Source organism: Pseudomonas sp. Sample_14 (assembly GCF_004307515.1).
Lineage (GTDB): Bacteria > Pseudomonadota > Gammaproteobacteria > Pseudomonadales > Pseudomonadaceae > Aquipseudomonas > Aquipseudomonas atacamensis.
In genome coordinates, this window is sequence record NZ_RCOC01000013.1 from 1 (window position 1) to 14236 (window position 14236).

The window sequence follows — 14236 nt, forward strand, 5'->3', positions numbered from 1 at the left end:
CGACCAGCGTCACCGTAACCGTATCGCCCGGCACGCCAAAACCGCACACCACCACCTGCTGCCCGATGGCATCGTCCTCGATCGGGGTTTCAATGAAGGGGGCGGCCGGCACGACGTCAAAGTGCAGCGGCTCGCTGTCTTTCGACTCCTGCTGTGTGCCGCTTTCATCCGTGAATCTTTGCCGGGCCCAGATCGTTTTGCTGCCCACCGGCAACGTCACTTCGGCTTGCCAATTGCCCTGCCAGTCGACATCGACATTACTGAGCAGAGGTTCGGTGAGCCCTAGCAGACAGACGTCGACAACCCCGCCCCTCATGCCGGTACCCTTGAGCAATGCAGTTCGTGGCAACTTGCCGTTTGGTATCGGCTGGAGAAATTCTGGCGGCAGCAACACCACCGTCAATTCATGCTCGTCACTGTACAGCGACGGTCGACCGTCCAGTGTCTGCTGTGCGTCGAAGGTGTAAAGCCTGAATTCCAGAAGGCTCAGGTCAATCGACCAGTCGCCGTCCTGGCTCAATACTTTCGGCTCTCCCAACGGACGGCCAAACCGTTTGTCACGCAGTTGCAAGGTAGCACCCACCATTCCCATCGTGCCCTCGACCGTTACGACACGGCCGACTTCCGAGCCGTCCGGCGGCTGAGTAATCACTGGCGTGACCATCGGCCTCCTGACAATAAAGGTTCTGGACGCCGGCTCCGAAGTTTGCTGCGCGGCGAGCTGGGTTACCGTGACGGTATGGGAAATATCCGGGGCAAATTCTTTGTCGCGCCTGAACTGCCACGTGTCACCAATGACGACACCTTGGTGCACAATGCCGGGTTCGTCGCTGTACTCAATGTTCACGGTTGCATCCGGCCAGCACGTACCGCTGAACCTTGGCGAAAGCCCTTCATCTTCAGGGTCGTTCAGGCCAGGGGCTTGCGGCGCGATGGTGACTTTCAGCACAAACCAGTTTGGCGACTGATGACCGTCGAGAAATTGCTTTATGTGTACCTCACGCTCGAACGACGGTCCCCAGACCGTATAAGCCTTGCTTGACCATTGCCCGCCGTTGACCGCAACTGGAGGCGCTTCGTGATCTCCGCTATTGGGCCTGTGCAGATACACCGTGGCGCCGTTGAAGCCTTTGCCGCTGAAGGTCGGTTGGTAGTCGTTGGTGAATTGCACGTCACTGACATCGGGGAGGATGTTTTTGACCTCAAAGGTCAGCGGCAGCGAGTCGATCCAGCCGCCGGCGTTGTCTCTGATCTTCTGGACGGCGTTGATCTCATAGGTGCCAAGTTTCCAGCCCGTTACGGCGGTGCTCCAAGTGCCGTTGCGCTGTACTTGTGCGTTGGGAGGCGCGACCGGCATTGGGCCGGCTGGACTTTCGAGGATAGTGAACTCGATTTCAGTTCTGAGCTTCTCGTCGAAATGTCCGGTGCCGGAAAATGTGATCGTTTCATTGGCTTGCGTGTATGTGACCGTCGGCTTGCCCGTGCGTACCCGTATGCCGAAGGGTTGGCTGGTCAGCGATGTCACTCCCAAATAGGTATGCGCGCCGACAATTGAATGCGGACCAGGTGTCAGCGTGAAAGATGCAGACCATGCGCCTGTGGCGGCATCGGTTGGGATGCTGATTTGAGCTTGGGTGTTTTCCGAACGCACGGCAACAGCACTGGAGATCCCGGCGACGACAGTGCCTGTGAACGTCGATGTCATGTCCACCGTCTGCGTCAATCCAGGAGACGTTATTCGGGGGGGGGTCAATGACATAAAAATTTCGTTGGACTGACGGCACAGATGTTGCGCCATCGTATCTTTGACTGGCGACTAGAGAATAATTTTCGCCGAACGCAAACGTATAAGTGCTGGTACCACCCCATGACCCATCAATTTCGATCTTTGCGTCGGCCAATACTTTGATCGATGTGCCTTTGATGTAAACATCCACTCTCGTCATCGCTTGGTGCAGACCGCCTGTACCCGCAAATTGCGGCGTTTGTGTATTTATAACCTGCGGCAACGGCGTGAGCGTTACAGGCTTGAGTACGGTCAGTGACGCTTTCCCCGCGTAGCGCCCCTGCGTACTTCCATACTCCTCACGGATGATGAAATCCTGTAAACCCTGGGGGACATTATCAAGGAGGGTGACAGTCCAATTTCCGTAGCCATTGGTAATGGTCGTTGTGCTCAGTACAGTGCCTGAATTGGGACGCACAAGCGTGATTTTGCTGCCTTTACCGGCGAGGCCTGGAACCGTTGTAGTCACAGTACGATTGCTAGCAATGCGAGCAGCCTTTCTGACCAGCAAAGTCCGCGGTGTCCACCTTGACCATTGATCAACGTAATGCCATCTTCCATCAACTCTGACTTGCAGGTCACTCTCGGGAAGGTCTTCGACTCGAATACTGTGCCAGACGCCCCCCAACCATGCACTTTCAGTGATACGCCGGTAGTAATTATCGGCTCCGTGAAAATCCAGATGAACTTTGTGATAGCGGCCATCGTTTACCGGTATACGAAACTTGAAGTCCATCGTGGTATCTACTAACAGTGACCCGGAGCCGGCCTCATACTCCAAATCCGCGACCAAGATTCCCGGCTCTTCGGAAATCGGATCATCGGATTTTTGGGAAGGGCGATGGTCCTCAGGAAACGGGCGATCTTCTGGAGAATTGGAGCCTGGGTTCTCATGGTCGGACATGATTGAGCTTCCTTATACCGTCGGTATCTGGGTGCCTCATTGAAGAACCGTAAGCACGAAATGACACCTGTAAAACCTGACAGTCCCGACCAGCGATAACTATTCCCACGCTGCAACATGCAGACGTCCTTCAGCCATTAGCACGCGGCTACATCGGCTTGCGCCGTTGCCTACACATCACTCAGAATCCGCCGGCTTGTGCGCTTTGAAGCTGCCCCGTAACGTGATCCGTGCCGCTGCCAATCAGTGGTCGGGTTTAGTCGCCCGGTAGGCATATGAAGGTGCATAAGCGTCATCCAGTCGGGTAATCCCTATCCCCGCACTTGATGGTGGCTGTGCGCAGGGCGCCTTCGGGCGCGCCGGTAATTCGTATGCCTCCCGGTCGACTAACCTGCGTTCAGCCGCCACCCCTTTTCGTTTAGTCGCGAACAGGTATTGGCCCTCATCGAGGCAATACGACAATGATCAAACCAACACCCAATCCCCCTGAAAGCGAAGACTCGACCTCCCCCTACGCTTCCCCCGATTCCACCAGACTCCACGAGGCCGCTGAAAAAGCCCTCGATCATTACCTGAAAAAACCCGGCGCTGCGCCGTCGTGCAATTCCGTCGATCGCGGCATGCAGATGTTCATGGTCGCGCCCGACATCAACCCCGAAGCGATGGCCATTCAAACCTACGAGACCTTTTCTTCGGTCAGCATTCTGCTGCTCGACCTGGCGGACAGCCTCGAGGACAAGCCGCGACATCTGGCGATGGCGATCTATCAGTTGAGCGAGATGGGGTTATTGCTGGCGGAGAAGGCGCTGGATCAGGAGCGGGCGATCGCGGTGGCGTGACGTCAAGATCAAAAGATCGCAGCCTGCGGCAGCTCCTACATCTGGAATGCGTTCCCCTGTAGGAGCTGCCGAAGGCTGCGATCTTTTGTTGTTCAGGCAGAAGCGGGCAACGGCTGAAAACTGAAGTACTGCTTCAGCGCCAGCACCAGCTCGCCGAACTCCGCCGGCGCACGCCGCAGGATGAAACCAGCGTCGTAATGCAGCGGTGTGGCGTCTTCATGGCACCACACGCAGCAGGCGCTGAAATCGATGATTTGCTGGCTGCCATCGCGGGCCGGGACTTTGAGGCGTAACTGGAAATCTGCGCCGATCATCATCGGCAACTGGCTGATCAGCATCAGCCCGTCCGCAGACACGTTGCCGAGAAAGCCCACGGGTTTGTCGGTGATGCTATTGAACACTCTGAGGTAATACGGCAACTGGTGCCGTTCGATCCGGCGGTCGGTAAACATGATGTGCTGTACGCCATGCAGGGCTCCGCCAGGGAGCCGCACCTGTGCTTCGGAACGAGCCTGTAGGCAGGCCCGCTCTCCCCGCTTCCGGTGTGACGGTCGCGACAATCGCCGTCACTTTTACCACTGCCAGTCGCAGGTGTTGCGCCGCCATCGAGACAAGCCTCGCAAGCGGTTTCCTTGACTATAGCGGAGCTTGTACAGACGGCCAGATTTTGTACGACAGTACCGTCAGAAGCGTGTCGGCCGCACCACCGCAGCGGCGCTGCGTGTCGGGTAATGGCCCAGGCTCTGCAAGGTTTCCAGACGCGCGCGGGCGCGGTAGGCGTATTCGCTGTTGGGGTACGAAGCGATGATGAACTGGTAGGTCTGCACCGCGTCGATGTACAGCTTCTGCCGTTCCAGGCACTGGCCGCGCATCATCGACACTTCCGGCCACACGTACGGGCGGGCGCGGCTGGCGCGTTCGACCTTGGACAGTTCAAGCATGACCTGCTCGCAATTGCCACGTTCATAGGCGCTGTAGGCGTTGTTCAAATGATGGTTCATCGACCAACGGGTGCAGCCCGTCGCGGCGAGGACGCTGAGGGCAAGGGCGGCAATGGGCAACAATCGCATGGGGGTTCTCCTGTCTTGTGCTCTGTATCGACCCCTGGTCGAAAATCTTCAGGCGCGTTTGTCCCGAAGTTGCCACGTTCAATAAAGAAAACGATAAGTAGTGCATTCGAACAATGACTACACCCTTCGAGCATAGTAGCCTCTGCCTGCGCTTGAACTCAGGAGTCTTTGCATGTCCGTCCGTCGTACCAAAATCGTCGCTACCCTTGGCCCGGCCAGTAACTCGCCGGAAGTTCTCGAACAGCTGATTCTGGCTGGTCTGGACGTTGCCCGTCTGAACTTCTCCCACGGCACCCCCGACGAGCACAAGGCTCGCGCGAAACTGGTGCGTGACCTCGCTGCCAAGCACGGCCGCTTCGTCGCCCTGCTCGGCGACCTGCAAGGCCCGAAAATCCGTATCGCCAAATTCGCCAACAAGAAGATCGAGCTGAAGATCGGTGACAAGTTCACCTTCTCCACGAGCCATCCGTTGACCGAAGGCAACCAGCAAGTGGTCGGCATCGACTATCCGGATCTGGTCAAGGACTGCGGCGTGGGCGACGAGCTGCTGCTCGACGATGGCCGCGTGGTGATGCGTGTTGAAACCGCCACTGCCACCGAGCTGCATTGCGTGGTGACCATCGGCGGCCCGCTGTCCGACCACAAAGGCATCAACCGTCGCGGTGGTGGTCTGACCGCGCCGGCCCTGACTGAAAAAGACAAGGCCGACATCAAGCTCGCCGCCGAAATGGAAGTCGATTACCTCGCAGTGTCCTTCCCGCGTGACGCCGCCGACATGGAATACGCCCGTCAACTGCGTGACGAAGCCGGCGGCACTGCCTGGCTGGTGGCGAAGATCGAACGCGCCGAAGCCGTGGCCGACGACGAAACCCTCGATGGCCTGATCAAGGCTTCCGACGCAGTGATGGTTGCCCGTGGCGACCTCGGCGTGGAAATCGGCGACGCCGAGCTGGTGGGCATTCAGAAGAAAATCATCCTGCACGCACGCCGCCACAACAAAGCGGTGATCGTCGCGACGCAGATGATGGAGTCGATGATCCAGAACCCGATGCCGACCCGCGCCGAAGTGTCCGACGTGGCCAACGCCGTGCTCGACTATACCGACGCCGTGATGCTCTCGGCAGAATCCGCCGCTGGTCTCTACCCGCTGGAAGCTGTGCAGGCGATGGCGCGCATCTGCGTCGGCGCCGAGAAGCACCCGACCGGCAAGACGTCCAGCCACCGCATCGGCAAGGAATTCAGCCGTTGCGACGAAAGCATCGCGCTGGCGACCATGTACACCGCCAACCACTTCCCGGGCGTCAAAGCGATCATTGCGTTGACTGAAAGCGGCTTCACCCCGCTGATCATGTCGCGTATCCGCTCCTCGGTGCCGATCTACGCGTTCACCCCGCACCGCGAAGCCCAGGCCCGCGCGGCGATGTTCCGTGGCGTCTACACCATCCCGTTCGACCCGGCCTCGCTGGAACCGCACGAAGTCAGCCAGAAAGCCATCGACGAACTGACCAAGCGCGGCGTTGTGGAAAAAGGCGACTGGGTCATCCTGACCAAGGGCGACAGCTACCACACCACTGGCGGCACCAACGGCATGAAGATCCTGCATGTCGGTGATCCGCAGGTCTGAGTGACCGGCCGCTGAAACGCAAAAGCCCCGCCATGTGAATGGCGGGGCTTTTTGTTGTCTGCATGTCGCTGAAAACCAGTTTTCACAGAACGTCAACTGTCAGTTCTGTCAGTTGTTGCAAGAGCCATTCTTGACTAGCGTGCTACCTCACCACCCAACCACTCAAGACTGGACACGAGTCGTGATCAAGGAGGATTGAAGATGGACGTTGCGGCAAACATCTCGCCAGGTAAATTCGACCCAACGTTTGGCAATCAGGGCGTTGCCACTCCGAAAAAACCTCCCGATTTTTCAGGAAACCTTGTCCTGCGGGGGGTGATGGTCGACAAATCAGGGCGCACCTATATCGCGGGAAGCGTAGGCCAATCGAACGGTGATGCCTACTACTTGATCAGACTGGATAGCAATGGCGTACACGACACTCAATTTGGCCAAAGTGGCTACGTAACCGGTCAATTTGAGGACGGAGAAGGATCGCATTCCTTCGCTAACGAAATAGTGGAACAGGCCGACGGCAAACTGCTGCTCATCGGCAGTTTCTTTCAGGCTAACCTCAAGCGTGCCATAGGAGTCGTGCGTCTCGACGTCGCTGGCAACCTTGATCCGGCATTCAACGAAACCGGCAAAGTCGCTGTTTACCTCACGGATGACGACACGGCACATCAGAAGCACCAGCAACTACCCAACGCAGCGAACTCAAAAACCGGTAGCCAGCGGTCGACCGTTCTGCCTGACGGCAAGATCGTATTGCATACCACCGTAGATCGGGATGGAAACAAAGTGGCGACAGCCGTCATTCGACTCTTGCCTGACGGCACACGGGATATTGAATTCAACGAGGGAGAAATCGCCTATGTTCTCCACCCGAATTTCACTCACACGGAGCTATACGATCTATTGGCAAAACAGGATGGGACCTACGTGCTCGCGGGCTGTGTACGTGGCAATGATCCTTACCGGGCAGTACTCAACCGCTTGACTGCTACCGGGGAAATTGATGACTCGTTCGCCGTTGATGGCTTTGAAGTGATGGATCCGATAGAGAACTCGCTGAGCGTCAATGTCTTGAAAGTTATCGGGCAGACGAATAAGCGGCTGTTATCCGTTGGGTATACCGAGCCTGCACACCATGGCGTATTGATCAGCCGGGAATCCGACGGCAAACCCAACATCCAGTTCAACGCAGGCAAACCACTTCTGAGCAGACTGCAAGGCATTGACACCTTATGGCTTGACGCGTCCATCCAGAGCAGCGGACACATACTTGTTGCCGGGCTGAGTCAAGTGTCCTCTGGTTTTAACCATGTTATTGCCAGATTCACCGATGACGGCAAATTGGACACGGATTTTGCGGATGGCAAAGGCTGGCGAGTGTTCGACCTGGAGAGGGGGATCTGGACTGGGGTTGCAATCGGTGAAGGTAAAATGACGTTCCTCGGCCAAAGGCAAGTCGACGGGCAACGGGTTCAATGCGTCGGCCGTGGATTGATCGAGTGACCTGGCGACGAGTTTACCGGCTGCCCCTGATTGAGAGTTTTATGGTCTGGTCAACCCCTTTCGTGAGCAGGCTCGCTCCCAACTTTGAAATGCGTTCCCCCGTGGGAGCGAGCCTGCTCGCGAAGGCGTCTTGACCGTCACCGAAAAAACCTGCTCAACGCCGCAAACGCCTCCGGCGAACAATGGCGCTCTCATCCAAAACCATCGATCACGGACCATACAATGAACATACAAACATCAAACAGTGCAGGGACCCTGGATTTTGATTTTGGCGAAAATGGGGTCGCGATGATTACCGTGCCGCCATACCCGTCAGCAAGCATCCACGGAGTGGAGATCGGCCCGGATAAAAAAATTTACTTCGTAGCAGCTCAACCTGTGCCATTCCCGACCCAATACATACTCGGCCGGCTATTGAGTGACGGTAAAGTGGACACCGATTTTGGTGAGTCCGGGTTGGTCATAGGTAATTTTCCGGGTTTTGCACTAAGCACGAATGGAGTGCAGTCCTTAACCATCCAGCCTGACGGAAAAATAATTGTGCATTGTATTGTTAAAGGTTCTGCAGGCCAGAACGCCGCGGCTTTTTGCCGCTACGACGCTCAAGGTCAGCCGGATACGGATTTCGGTACAAACGGCCAAACCGTACTGGATATAATTTTATCGCCACCGGCCGTAGCCCCCTCTACAGTCAAGCCTCAATCCTTCGAGGGGAACGCCGCCACACCGCTCAGTGTAGAAGTTTTGCCCAACGGCAAACTACTTGCGTCCCATTATTACAGTTTCGACTGGCAGCAGAGCCATGGCCTGATTATCCGACTCAACGAAAACGGAACGCTGGATACGGATTTCAATCAGATTGGCTACATCGCGGTAATTCATCCCCGATATTTGCTTGGTAACACCGTTCTGCTCAATCTAATGGTACAGGCTGATGGCAAATATCTTGGATGCGGCAATGTCGGGGAACTTTCAGATCCATTCAGTTCGGCCATGTTTGTGCGTTACGACACCTCGGGTAAGCTCGATAGGACATTTGGTGAGGGTGGTTTCGTTACTATCGCCAGCGATGCGCATTCACTTCTGATTCGCAGCATGGTATTGCAACCCAACCAGCACATTCTGGGTGTAGGTTATACAACAGGCGAACCCGCCGTACTGATCAGCATCAAGGCCAATGGTGAGCCGGACGGTGAATTCAATGGCGGCAAGCCCCTCTTTACCAAACTTGAGGAAAGCGCTTTCACCACTTGGCTAGTCGGACGTATTCAAGCGGACGGAAAAGCTGTAGTTGCCGGGGGAGTCAGAAGTGACAATGAAGGATATATTGTCATCGCGCGATTTATCGATGAGCAATTCGACCCATCGTTCAATTATCCGCACGGCTGGGTTCGCACTGAGTTGGGAAGCGGTTTGCACGTAGCAACTGGTTTGACATTACAGGAAGACGGCAAGATTTTGATTTGTGCTCGCCTGCCTGACGGAAAAATCGGACTGTTGCGCTACCACGCCTGATAGGTGGGAGTCCCGCTGTATAAACGGCGGGACGCTTTGTCAGGTGATCCAGAAGGTGGGGTGACTTATCGAAAGCGATTGGCCCAACGACGCTCTCAATGCCGTTGGACAAATCCGATCAGCGCCGCCACCGCCTCCGGCGAACGCAGGCGCTGGGTGAACAACGCACCCTCCTCCTCGATCACCTTGCGTAGCAGATCCCGATCCGGCGCTCGCATCAATTGCTTGCTGATGCGCACCGCTTCGGCCGGCAATTCATCAAACCGCAGCGCCACTTCTCGCGCCTTGCTCAACGCCGCTTCACCGCTGTCCAGCGCTTCGGTGGCGATCCCCCACTGCGCAGCCTGTTCGCCGTTAAAGCCTTCCCCAAGCAGCAATAACTCAGCCGCTTTCGCCTGCCCGAGCAAACGCGGCAGGATCAGGCTGGAACCGAATTCGGGACACAATCCGAGGTTGACGAACGGCATGCGCAGCCTGGCGTCGCGGCTGACATAGACCAGATCGCAGTGCAGCAACATCGTCGTGCCGATGCCTACCGCTGCACCGGCGACGGCGGCGATCACTGGTTTGCGGCATTCGAGCAGGTCAAGCATGAAGTGTAACACCGGGCTGTCGAGGTCGCTCGGCGGTTGCTCGATAAAGTCGGCGATGTCGTTGCCGGCGGTGAAGCACTCGGCGCTGCCAGTGATCAGCACGGCGTTGGTTGCCGGGTCACCGTCGGCCTGTTTCAGTGCTTCGGCGAGGCGGCTGTACATGGCGCGGGTCAGGGCGTTTTTCTTGCCCGGGCGGTTGAGGCGCAGGGTCAGCAAACCGCGTTCGCGTTCCAGCAGGATGGCTTCGGTCATGGCGTGTCTCGCGTCTGAAAATCAGCGCTCAACCACGGCTCACAAACACGTCGGCCAGCAGTTGATTGCGCGGCAATCCGGCCAGGTACAGACGCTTGGCGAAGGCGTCGACACTGGCCGTCGAGCCGCAGACTAAGGCCAGGGTCTGCCGGGAAACAAGGCGCAGTTGCGCCAAAGCGGCGGCCGACTCGGCCGCGGTCCACAGCTCGACACTGAGGTTTTCCCGCTGCGCAGCCAGTGCGGCAAGGGGTTTGGCCAGATAGTGCTCACGTTCGTCATGGGCCAGGTGAATGACGCGGATGGCGCCTTGGTGATCCTGACGCAAGGCTTCGCGCAGCAAACCGAACAACGGACCTAAACCGCTACCGGCGGCCAGCAGCCACAGCGGGCGCGTATGCCAGTCCGGGTCATAGTGCAAAGCACCACCGCGCAGCTCGCCGAGGCGGATCGAGTCGCCGATCTGCAGCTTGCGGGCGGCATCGACGAATTCGCCGGGCTGGCGGCAATCGAGGTGAAACTCCAGAAAGCGGTCTTCTTGCGGCAGGCTCGCCAGCGAGTACGGGCGGGCGATGTGGCCGATCCACAGCACCAGATGCTGACCGGCGCTGTAACGCAGTGGCCGATGCGGGGTCAGGCGCAGGCGCAGAACGCTGTCGCTGAGCCAGTCCAGCGCTTCGACCAAGGCCGGCAGACCGTCAGTAATCGGGTCGAAGGTGTGCACCTGCAAGTCTTCGACCACTTGGCATTGGCAGGCCAGGCGCCAACCGTCCTGACGTTGCTCGGCACTCAAGGCATCCGGGCGGTTGTCGCTGGGCACACCCTGGATGCATTGCACCAGACAGGCATGGCAACTGCCGGCGCGGCAACTGTAGGGCACGGCGACGCCGTTGTGGTTGAGGGCATCGAGCAGATTGCTGCCCGCCTCAACCGTCCACTGCCGGTCACCGACACGCAATTCAGGCATCGACGTTCTCCCACGCGGCGGCACAGCGATTGCGCCCGTCACGCTTGGCCCGGTACAGCGCCTGATCGGCACGCTGCAACGCCTCATCCAGATCATCGCCAACGGACAGCAGGGTCATGCCCGCCGACAGGCTCAGGTTGCGCACTTGCAGGCCCATCAATTCCACCTCACTGAAGGCGATGCGCAAACGCTCGCAACACGCGGTCAGGCGTTCGGCATCGCAGTCGGGCACCAGCACCACGAATTCCTCGCCACCATAACGCGCCAGCACATCACCGTCGCGCAGACAGGCTTGCGCCACCCCGGCAAACGCCTGCAATACCTGATCGCCGGCGGCGTGGCCGTGCAGATCGTTGATGCGTTTGAAGTGGTCCAGATCGATCAGCGCCAGCCCGTGCATCACGTCGCTATCCAGCGCGTTGAGCTCGCGCGAGGCGATGCGCAGGAAATGCCGGCGATTGAACAGCCCGGTCAGTTCGTCGGTGGCGACCAGGTCTTCAAGCTGGCGCATCATCCCGCGCAGGGTGTCCTGATGCGCCTGCAAGGCAAACCGGCGCTGACGCTGACGTTGCCGCGAGACCTGGACAAAGCGTGCGTAAAGCACCAGCCACGCCAAAACCATCGCCAGAATGCACACTTGCAACGCCGCGAGCGCAGGCTCGGCCAAGCGGAAGTGGTAAGCGTCCCACAGGGTAATCGCGGAGAAACTGAAGAACACCAGCAGCGCGCAGCGGATGAACACCCGTCGGGTGAGATGGAACAGGCCGAACAGCAGGATCAGCACATAAAACACCAGAAAAGCGCCGCGTGCCTCGTCGACATGGGCGATCAGCCACGTCTGCCAGCCCAGTCCCATCAGCACTTGCGCTTCGGTCAGGCTGGGGTCGGCGAAGCGCTGGTTGCGCCCGCTCCAGAACATGGCGAAAAGGCTCGCCTGACTGATGACCACCAGAGCGCTGCCGATGGCCACGCCACTCAGAGATTGCTGGTAATGCCCGGTGAAAAACGCCAGCCACAGCAGCAGCAAAGCCAATCCGTAGGTGGCCGCAGCGAGGGCGAAGCGTTTGAGCAAAAGGCGTTGAATGGCGTTATGGGTCAATCGTTGACTCACCGTGCGATAGGAGGCTGACCGAGTGTCCTACTCTACAGACCGGATGCCACTTTAGAGGGCCGGTCGCTAAATGACCACCGATTTTCGGGCTCGAAAATTGACGTCAAATGCATGACCTGATTGAGCTGCATTGATGCCCGCACCAGGTCCCTGTGGTGAGGGGATTTATCTTCGATGGGCTGCGAAGTGGCCCCTTGCAACCTGTCAATCACACTGAGCTCACAGGTTTTACGACTGCTGCGCAGCCGAGCGGGGATAAATCCCCTCGCCACAGGGTCATCCGACCAAAAGCCAATGTGCCCCCACCACCGAGGCGCGGTATACTGCCGCGCCTTTTTAGCGTCGCGCCACAAAGGGACAGCCATAAGCCGCAAGCCTCAAGCGGCAAGCTCAAGCTGTCCGCGTAATGCTTTAACTTGCCGCTCGAAGCTAGAAGCCTGTAGCTTCCCCACCGTTTTCAGAGGAGCGCGACTCATGACCGTGATCAAGCAAGATGACCTGATTCAGAGCGTTGCCGACGCCCTGCAGTTCATTTCCTATTACCACCCCGTGGATTTCATCCAGGCGATGCACGAAGCCTACCTGCGCGAAGAGTCGCCAGCGGCCCGTGATTCGATGGCGCAGATCCTGATCAACTCGCGCATGTGCGCCACCGGCCATCGCCCGATCTGCCAGGACACCGGTATCGTCACCGTGTTCGTCCGTGTCGGCATGGACGTGCGCTGGGATGGCGCCACCATGGGCCTGGACGACATGATCAACGAAGGCGTGCGTCGCGCTTACAACCTGCCGGAAAACGTCCTGCGGGCATCGATCCTTGCCGACCCGGCAGGCGCTCGCAAGAACACCAAGGACAACACCCCGGCCGTAATTCACTACTCCATCGTCCCGGGTAACACCGTGGAAGTGGACGTGGCGGCCAAGGGCGGCGGTTCCGAGAACAAGTCGAAAATGGCCATGCTCAACCCGTCCGACTCGATCGTCGACTGGGTATTGAAGACCGTGCCGACCATGGGCGCCGGCTGGTGCCCACCGGGCATGCTGGGTATCGGCATCGGCGGCACCGCCGAGAAGGCCGCAGTGATGGCCAAGGAAGTGTTGATGGAATCCATCGACATCCACGAGCTGAAGGCCCGTGGTCCGCAGAACCGCATCGAAGAAATGCGTCTGGAACTGTTCGAAAAGGTCAACCAGTTGGGCATCGGCGCCCAGGGCCTCGGTGGCCTGACCACCGTGCTCGACGTGAAGATCATGGATTACCCGACTCACGCCGCCTCGCTGCCGGTGTGCATGATCCCCAACTGCGCCGCCACCCGTCACGCGCATTTCGTGCTCGACGGTTCCGGTCCAGCCTCGCTGGAAGCGCCACCGCTGGACGCCTACCCGGAAATCGTCTGGGAAGCCGGCCCGTCGGCCCGTCGCGTCAACCTCGACACCCTGACCCCGGAAGAGGTGCAGAGCTGGAAGCCGGGCGAAACCGTCCTGCTCAACGGCAAGATGCTCACCGGTCGCGACGCCGCGCACAAGCGCATGGTCGAGATGCTCAACAAGGGCGAAACCCTGCCGGTGGATCTGAAAGGTCGCTTCATTTATTACGTCGGCCCGGTTGATCCGGTCGGTGACGAAGTGGTTGGCCCGGCCGGCCCGACCACCGCAACGCGGATGGACAAGTTCACCCGCCAGATCCTCGAGCAGACCGGCCTGCTGGGCATGATCGGCAAATCCGAGCGCGGCCCGACCGCGATCGAAGCAATCAAGGACAACAAGGCCGTGTACCTGATGGCTGTCGGCGGCGCCGCTTACCTGGTTGCGCAAGCGATCAAGAAGTCCAAGGTGCTGGCATTTGCCGAGCTGGGCATGGAAGCGATCTACGAGTTCGAGGTCAAGGACATGCCGGTCACCGTAGCGGTGGACAGCAAAGGTGAGTCGGTACACATCACTGGCCCGGCGATCTGGCAGCAGAAGATCAGCGAGAGCCTGGCGGTAGAAGTGCAGTAAGCTTCTGGTGTCATGAAAACGGCCGGTGCATCCGCGAAGATGCCCCGGCCGTTTTTGTGTGTTCAAACCAATTGCGATAAAAG

General features: G+C 58.5%; 11 protein-coding genes. 5 read left to right on the forward strand and 6 right to left on the reverse strand.

The window, feature by feature from the left end; all coding sequences use genetic code 11:
* Window positions 1-1705 (reverse strand): hypothetical protein (locus D8U61_RS02460; RefSeq protein WP_130926356.1); only part of this gene is annotated, 1705 nt, incomplete at its 3' end.
* A gap of 1446 nt (window positions 1706-3151) precedes the next feature.
* On the opposite strand from D8U61_RS02460, the gene D8U61_RS02465 reads away from it, so the two are divergent.
* On the forward strand, window positions 3152-3529 hold the full coding sequence (locus D8U61_RS02465) for a DUF6124 family protein (protein ID WP_130902327.1): 378 nt from the start codon (window positions 3152-3154) through the stop codon (window positions 3527-3529).
* 92 nt (window positions 3530-3621) lie between these two features.
* Here D8U61_RS02465 and D8U61_RS02470 read toward each other — a convergent pair whose 3' ends face one another.
* Window positions 3622-3981, reverse strand: a complete 360-nt coding sequence (locus tag D8U61_RS02470; RefSeq protein WP_016773462.1) for a PilZ domain-containing protein — start codon at window positions 3979-3981, stop codon at window positions 3622-3624.
* Window positions 3982-4212: 231 nt separating this feature from the next.
* Window positions 4213-4599, reverse strand: a complete 387-nt coding sequence (locus D8U61_RS02475; protein ID WP_016773461.1) for a hypothetical protein — start codon at window positions 4597-4599, stop codon at window positions 4213-4215.
* A gap of 172 nt (window positions 4600-4771) precedes the next feature.
* Between D8U61_RS02475 and pyk the strand changes: the two genes are divergently transcribed.
* The 3 genes from pyk to D8U61_RS02490 all read left to right on the forward strand — a co-directional run bounded on the left by pyk (window position 4772) and on the right by D8U61_RS02490 (window position 9235).
* Entirely contained in the window at window positions 4772-6223 is a 1452-nt protein-coding gene (gene pyk / locus D8U61_RS02480; RefSeq protein WP_024014116.1) for a pyruvate kinase, read from the forward strand.
* A gap of 201 nt (window positions 6224-6424) precedes the next feature.
* The gene (locus tag D8U61_RS02485; protein WP_130926357.1) at window positions 6425-7720 is read left to right on the forward strand and encodes a hypothetical protein; all 1296 of its coding nucleotides are present in this window, start codon (window positions 6425-6427) and stop codon (window positions 7718-7720) included.
* Between the two features lie 222 nt (window positions 7721-7942).
* The gene (locus D8U61_RS02490; protein WP_130902329.1) at window positions 7943-9235 is read left to right on the forward strand and encodes a delta-60 repeat domain-containing protein; all 1293 of its coding nucleotides are present in this window, start codon (window positions 7943-7945) and stop codon (window positions 9233-9235) included.
* A gap of 95 nt (window positions 9236-9330) precedes the next feature.
* On the opposite strand, the gene D8U61_RS02495 is transcribed toward D8U61_RS02490, so the two are convergent.
* The 3 genes from D8U61_RS02495 to D8U61_RS02505 are packed head-to-tail and all read right to left on the reverse strand — an operon-like array spanning window position 9331 to window position 12143.
* On the reverse strand, window positions 9331-10080 hold the full coding sequence (locus D8U61_RS02495; RefSeq protein ID WP_130926358.1) for an enoyl-CoA hydratase-related protein: 750 nt from the start codon (window positions 10078-10080) through the stop codon (window positions 9331-9333).
* A gap of 28 nt (window positions 10081-10108) precedes the next feature.
* Window positions 10109-11044 carry an iron-sulfur-binding ferredoxin reductase gene (locus tag D8U61_RS02500; RefSeq protein WP_130926359.1) on the reverse strand — a complete coding sequence of 312 codons (936 nt, stop codon included), beginning with the start codon at window positions 11042-11044 and terminating at the stop codon, window positions 10109-10111.
* The gene (locus tag D8U61_RS02505) at window positions 11037-12143 is read right to left on the reverse strand and encodes a GGDEF domain-containing protein (protein WP_073471934.1); all 1107 of its coding nucleotides are present in this window, start codon (window positions 12141-12143) and stop codon (window positions 11037-11039) included. Before D8U61_RS02505 ends, D8U61_RS02500 begins: the two co-directional genes overlap by 8 nt.
* A 486-nt stretch (window positions 12144-12629) precedes the next feature.
* Here D8U61_RS02505 and D8U61_RS02510 point away from each other — a divergent pair, with 486 nt between their 5' ends.
* A complete protein-coding gene (locus D8U61_RS02510) occupies window positions 12630-14153 on the forward strand; it encodes a fumarate hydratase (RefSeq protein WP_024014122.1) in 1524 nt (507 codons plus the stop codon).
* Window positions 14154-14236: the final 83 nt, after the last annotated feature.